Genomic DNA, 5,867 nt, shown 5'->3' with positions numbered 1-5,867 from the left:
ACGCTGACTTCGACGGTGACCAAATGGCCGTCCACGTCCCGCTTACGCTTGAGGCTCAAATTGAAGCCCGCACGCTTATGCTTGCGACGAACAATATTTTGTCCCCGGCTTCCGGCAGGCCTATCGCGGCGCCTTCTCACGATATGGTTTTGGGCATTAACTTTATGACCAAAATCAAAGACGGCGACAAAGGCGAAGGTTCCGTATTCGCCGACGGCGAAGAGGCCGTCATCGCTTATGAATACGGCAAAATATCTTTGCACGCAAAGATAAAAATCGCCACCGTTATGGGGGTTTCCGATGAAGGCAAAGACGTTTCCAAATGGAAAAACTTTACTTCCGTCGGCCGTATACTTTTTAACAGAATACTTCCCAAAGGCTGGAAGTTCGAAAACCGCGACATCGGCAAGAAAGAACTCGCCGCTATCGTCAGCGAATGCTATAAAAATCCTAAGTATGGCAAATACGAAACCGTACAGCTTTTGGACAGAATCATGGATACCGGCTATAAATACGCCACAAAATCCGGCTTGTCCATTTCCATCGCGGATATGATAGTTCCCGAAGCCAAAGAAAAACGCGTGGCCGAAGCCAAAAAACAGGTAAAAGCCATTCAGAAACAGGCCGAACAAGGTATCATCACCGAAGGCGAAAGGTACAACAAAGTAATCGATATATGGATGAAAGTTACCGACGAAGTCGCCGAAGAACTGTTTAAAGAAATGAGCAGCGTTGAAAAGCAGCCCGTCAAAGAAGGCGGACAGAAATTCAACTCCGTTTATTTAATGGCGAACTCCGGCGCGAGGGGTTCCAGACAGCAAGTCCGCCAATTGGCCGGTATGAGGGGTTTGATGGCCAAACCGCAAAAGAAGCTTACCGGCGGCCAGGGCGAAATTATCGAATCCCCTATTACGGCGAACTTCAGGGAAGGTCTTTCGGTCTTGGAATACTTTATTTCAACTCACGGCGGTCGTAAAGGTTTGTCCGATACGGCTTTGAAAACAGCCGACGCCGGTTATCTTACCAGACGTTTGGTTGATGTGGGCCATAACTTGGTGGTAACGCAGGACGACTGCGGCACCTCCGACGGCGTACTTTTGAAATCTTTGATGTCCGGCGAAGAGGTTATAGAACCCCTTGAGGAAAGAGCTTTAGGCCGCTGCGCCTTGGAAGACGTCATCGTCAAAGACGGCGACAAAGACATTATCATTATTAAAAAAGGCGACATTATCAACCCGGAACAAGCCTCCGCAATTAAGAAATACGGCGTTGAATCCGTAAGGGTCCGCTCCGTACTTACCTGCGCCGCGCCTTTTGGAATTTGCGCGAAATGCTACGGCAACAGCTTGGCTACCGGCACTTTGGCCAGAAAGGGCGACACGGTTGGTATTATAGCCGCCCAGTCCATCGGCGAACCTGGTACCCAGCTTACTTTGAGGACGTTCCACATCGGCGGTGCGGCTTCCCGTGTGCTCAGCCGTTCTCAGGCTGTGGCGGAAGCCAACGGCAAAGCCGTATTTAAAGACGTCAAGATTATTACCGACAGATTTGACAATAAAATCTGTATTTCCAGAAACGGCTCTATATTTGTAGAGGCGGAAAATGGTAAAATATATGAATACAAATTACAGTACGGCGCCAGGGTTTACATTGATGATAAATCCAAGGTGACCAAAGATACTGTAATGGCAGAGTGGGATCCGCACTCCTTGCCGGTGCTCGCCGAAACCGACGGCGTAATCAAACTTGTGGACATACAGGAAGGTATGACTCTGCAGGAAGAGAGAAACAAAGTTACCGGTATTATTGAGCGCAAGATTACCGCAAGCAAAGTGGGCAGAAAGAACCCGCGCGTAATTATCGAAGGCAAAAAAGACAAGTTTACTTATCCTTTGCCTATCGACACTATCTTGCTTGTGGAATCCGGCGAGGAAGTTTTGGCGGGTGACGTCTTGGCGAAAATCGCCAGGGAAGCGGGCAGCACCAAAGATATTACCGGCGGTCTGCCGAGAATCGCGGAGCTTTTTGAAGCCCGCCGCCCCAAGAACCCTGCCATAATAGCAGAATTTTCAGGTGTGATAAGGCTGGAAACATCTCCGAAAGGGCTAATAGAGGTAGTCCTCAGGAATGATGAAATTAACAAAGAAGAGCATTACAGCATACCGCAGGGTAAGCACTTGGTTGTTTACGAAGGCGATAATGTTGCTGTAGGCGAAGCTTTGACAGACGGCGCCATTGACCCTCACGACGTGCTGCGCGTAAAGGGTATTAAAGAAGTGCAGGAATTCCTGCTCAACGCTATACAGGAAGTTTATCGTTTACAAGGTGTGAAAATCAATGATAAACACATTGAAGTTATCGTAAGGCAGATGTTAAGCAATGTCCGTATACAAGATGCGGGGGATACCTCCTTCCTTAAAGGCGAGATCGTCAACAAAGCGGTATTTGACAGGGAAAACAGACGCGTTAAAGCGCAGGGCAAGAGAGAAGCCCAAGCTGAAACCATACTCTTGGGTATCAGTAAAGCTTCACTCGCAAGCGAGTCCTTTATTTCAGCGGCAAGCTTCCAGGAAACCACAAAGGTTTTGACGGACGCCGCCATTAAAGGGCAGGTTGACCGCCTTGAAGGCCTCAAAGAGAACGTAATCGTAGGCCATCTGATACCCGCCGGTACCGGTATATCAGCAAAAGAAATCACTAAAGAATTTGAAGAGAAAAGCAAAAAAGAAATAGGAGAGAATTAAATAATGCCGACAGTAAACCAATTAATCAAACACGGCAGAAGCAAAGCTGAGTTTAAAACGAAAGCTCCGGCTTTAAACGCCTGCCCGCAAAGACGCGGCGTTTGCACCCGTGTGTATACGACGACGCCTAAAAAGCCTAACTCAGCTTTAAGGAAAGTCGCCCGTGTTAAGTTGACCTCCAAAATGGAAGTTACCGCTTATATTCCCGGCGTAGGCCACAACCTGCAGGAACACAGCATCGTGCTGGTCCGCGGCGGCCGTGTTAAAGACTTGCCGGGCGTGAGATATCACATTATCCGCGGCGCTTTGGACGCTTCGGGTGTAGGAAACAGAAAGCAGGGCCGTTCCCTTTACGGTGTGAAACGCCCCAAAGCTGGTAAATAGGAGATTGACTTAATATGCCGAGAAAAGGTTTAAGACCCAGAGACAGAAGGCCGTTGCCCCCGGCCGATTACAAGTACAATTCCGTACTTATGTCAAGGTTCATCAATAAAATTAATTTTGAGGGCAAAAGATCCACCGCGGAGAAGCTCGTCTTCAAAGCTATGGACATTATAAAAGAAAAGACCAAATCCGATCCGCTTGAAGTTTTCAACACTTGCATTGAAAACGTCCGCCCGCTTTTGGAAGTAAAAGCAAGGCGCGTCGGCGGCGCGACTTATCAGGTCCCCGTAGAAGTAAAACCTATCAGGAGCACTTCCGTAGCGATGAGATGGCTGCTTGCTGCGGCCCAGTCCAGGAAGGGCAGACCCATGGCCGAAAAATTGGCCGAAGAAATCCTCTTGGGTTCCAAAAAAGAAGGTTCGGCTTTCAAAAAGAGAGAAGATACTCACAAAATGGCCGAAGCCAACAGAGCTTTTGCTCACTTTAAATGGTAAGCAGGGATAGATAAATGGCAGATAACAATGTATTTCCTTTGGAGAAAATAAGAAATATCGGTATTATCGCTCACATCGACGCCGGTAAGACCACCACTACGGAACGTATTCTTTTTTATACGGGCCGCACTCACAAAATCGGCGAAACGCACGACGGCGCTTCGGTAACCGACTGGATGGAGCAGGAAAGGGAACGCGGTATTACCATTACCTCCGCGGCCGTGTACTGCAAATGGCGTGATTGCCAGTTCAACATTATCGACACTCCGGGACACGTGGACTTTACGGCCGAAGTAGAACGCTCTTTGCGCGTACTCGACGGCGCGGTTTGCTGTTTCGACGGCGTGCAGGGTGTTGAACCTCAGTCCGAAACCGTATGGCGTCAGGCCGATAAATACGGCGTACCCAGAATCGCTTATATCAACAAAATGGACAGAATCGGCGCGAACTTTAAAAGATCCGCCCAATCCATTGTTGATAAACTCGGCGGTAACGCCTGCCCTCTTCAGATCCCGATAGGGGCTGAATCTGAATTTAACGGCATGGTCGACATTATCACGATGAAAGCGATCGTTTGGGAAGGCGATCATACCGGCGCGGCTTTCCACGAGGAAGAAATCCCTGCCGATCTTAAAGAAGAAGCCGAAGCCGCAAGGGCTCACATGCTGGAAAAAATCGCCGATTTCGACGATGCCATCATGGAACGCTATTTAAACGGCGAAACCAATTTCAGCGTTGAAGAAATCCGCGCCGCTATCAGAAGAGGCACCTTAACCGGTAAATTCTTCCCTGTGCTTTGCGGTTCTTCCTATAAAAACAAAGGCGTACAGCCTTTGCTCGACGCTGTTTGCTATTATCTGCCTTCGCCTATGGATATTCCCCCGGTAAAAGGTACCAACCCCGATACGGGCGCGGAAGAAATAAGAACCCATTCTGATAAAGATCCGTTCTGCGCTTTACTCTTCAAAATTCAGACGGACCCTTATGTCGGTAAACTCTCATTCTTCAGAATATACTCCGGCAAACTCGACGCCGGCGATACGGTTCTGTTCCCTTCCAAGAACGCTCAGGAAAGGGTCGGGCGTATTATGCGCTTGCACGCCAATAAGAGGGAAGAAGTAAAATCCTTAAGAGCTGGCGACATCGCCGCCACCGTGGCTTTGAAAAATGCTTCCGTCGGGCAGACTTTCTGCTCCCCGGATCATCCGATAGTGCTTGAAAGCATTACCTTCCCGGAGCCTGTAATCTCCATCGCGGTAGAGCCTAAATCCAAAGACGATTCCGACAAAATGTCCACGGCTTTGGCCAAACTCGCCGAAGAAGACCAGACTTTCCGCGTCCGCACCGACGAAGAAACCGGCCAGACGGTTATTTCCGGTATGGGCGAGCTTCACTTGGATATTATCGTTGACCGCATGAAACGCGAATTCAACGTACAGGCCAATGTAGGCGCGCCTCAGGTAGCTTACAGGGAAACCATTACCAAGACTGTCCAGCAGGAAAGCAAGTTTATCAGACAGTCCGGCGGTAAAGGTCAGTACGGTCACGTATTCTTGAGGCTTGAACCCCAGCCGGCCGGCAAAGGGTTTGAGTTCGTAAACGAAATTACCCAAGGCCGCATCCCGCGCGAATACATTCCCGCGGTTGAAAAAGGCTGCCGCGAAGCTTTGGAAAGCGGCGCTTTGGCCGGATATCCGTTGGTTGACGTAAAAGTAGCCGTATACGACGGTTCATTCCACGAGGTAGACTCTTCCGAAATGGCGTTTAAAATCGCCGCTTCAATGGGTTTAAAGGAAGGCGCCAAAAAAGCCGCCCCCGTCCTCTTGGAGCCTATCATGAAGGTTGAAGTCGTTACGCCGGAAGCCAACATGGGCGATATCATGGGCGATTTAAGCTCCCGCCGTGCAAAAATCGGCGAAATGGGCGAAAGAGGCAATGCCAAATATATCAAAGCGCAAGTTCCGCTTTCAGAAATGTTCGGCTACGCCACTACGGTACGCTCACTTTCACAGGGCAGGGCCTCCTTTACTATGGAACCCAGCCACTATGAAGAAGTACCCGCCAACGTCGCTAAAGGCATAATCGAAAAGAAAACCGCCGCAGCGGCAAAATAAATAAACTTTAAGCCGCCCCTTAGAAATAAGGGGCGGCTTTATCTTATCACGGAGAATAGAAATGGCTAAAGAAAAATTTTCAAGAAGCAAGCCGCACGTGAACGTCGGAACGATTGGGCACGTAGACCACG

At 49.3% G+C, this 5,867-nt stretch carries 4 protein-coding genes and 1 pseudogene; all 5 read left to right on the top strand.

The window, feature by feature from the left end; translation table 11 throughout:
• Positions 1-2,744: DNA-directed RNA polymerase subunit beta' (locus tag ACQY26_RS06790; RefSeq protein ID WP_428048386.1), on the top strand; the 2,744-nt coding region annotated here is incomplete at its 5' end.
• A gap of 3 nt (positions 2,745-2,747) precedes the next feature.
• Entirely contained in the window at positions 2,748-3,128 is a 381-nt protein-coding gene (rpsL, locus tag ACQY26_RS06785; protein ID WP_428048385.1) for a 30S ribosomal protein S12, read from the top strand.
• Between the two features lie 14 nt (positions 3,129-3,142).
• Positions 3,143-3,622: a 30S ribosomal protein S7 gene (gene rpsG, locus ACQY26_RS06780; protein ID WP_428048384.1), complete on the top strand. Its 480-nt coding sequence runs from the start codon at positions 3,143-3,145 to the stop codon at positions 3,620-3,622.
• A 14-nt stretch (positions 3,623-3,636) separates the two neighbouring features.
• On the top strand, positions 3,637-5,736 hold the full coding sequence (gene fusA / locus ACQY26_RS06775; RefSeq protein ID WP_428048383.1) for an elongation factor G: 2,100 nt from the start codon (positions 3,637-3,639) through the stop codon (positions 5,734-5,736).
• Positions 5,737-5,797: 61 nt separating this feature from the next.
• A pseudogene (locus ACQY26_RS06770) lies at positions 5,798-5,867 on the top strand (GTP-binding protein); the annotation flags it as partial.

The sequence above is a fragment of the Candidatus Proelusimicrobium excrementi genome (genome assembly GCF_937881865.1).
Lineage (GTDB): Bacteria > Elusimicrobiota > Elusimicrobia > Elusimicrobiales > Elusimicrobiaceae > Proelusimicrobium > Proelusimicrobium excrementi.
This window is presented reverse-complemented; position numbering and strand designations above follow the sequence as displayed.

What these genes read in the sequence shown, in the direction of transcription:
- rpsL (WP_428048385.1), top strand. Translation starts at nt 2,748, where the DNA reads ATGCCGACAGTAAACCAATTAATCAAACACGGCAGAAGCAAAGCTGAG.
- fusA (WP_428048383.1), top strand. Translation starts at nt 3,637, where the DNA reads ATGGCAGATAACAATGTATTTCCTTTGGAGAAAATAAGAAATATCGGT.
- rpsG (WP_428048384.1), top strand. Translation starts at nt 3,143, where the DNA reads ATGCCGAGAAAAGGTTTAAGACCCAGAGACAGAAGGCCGTTGCCCCCG.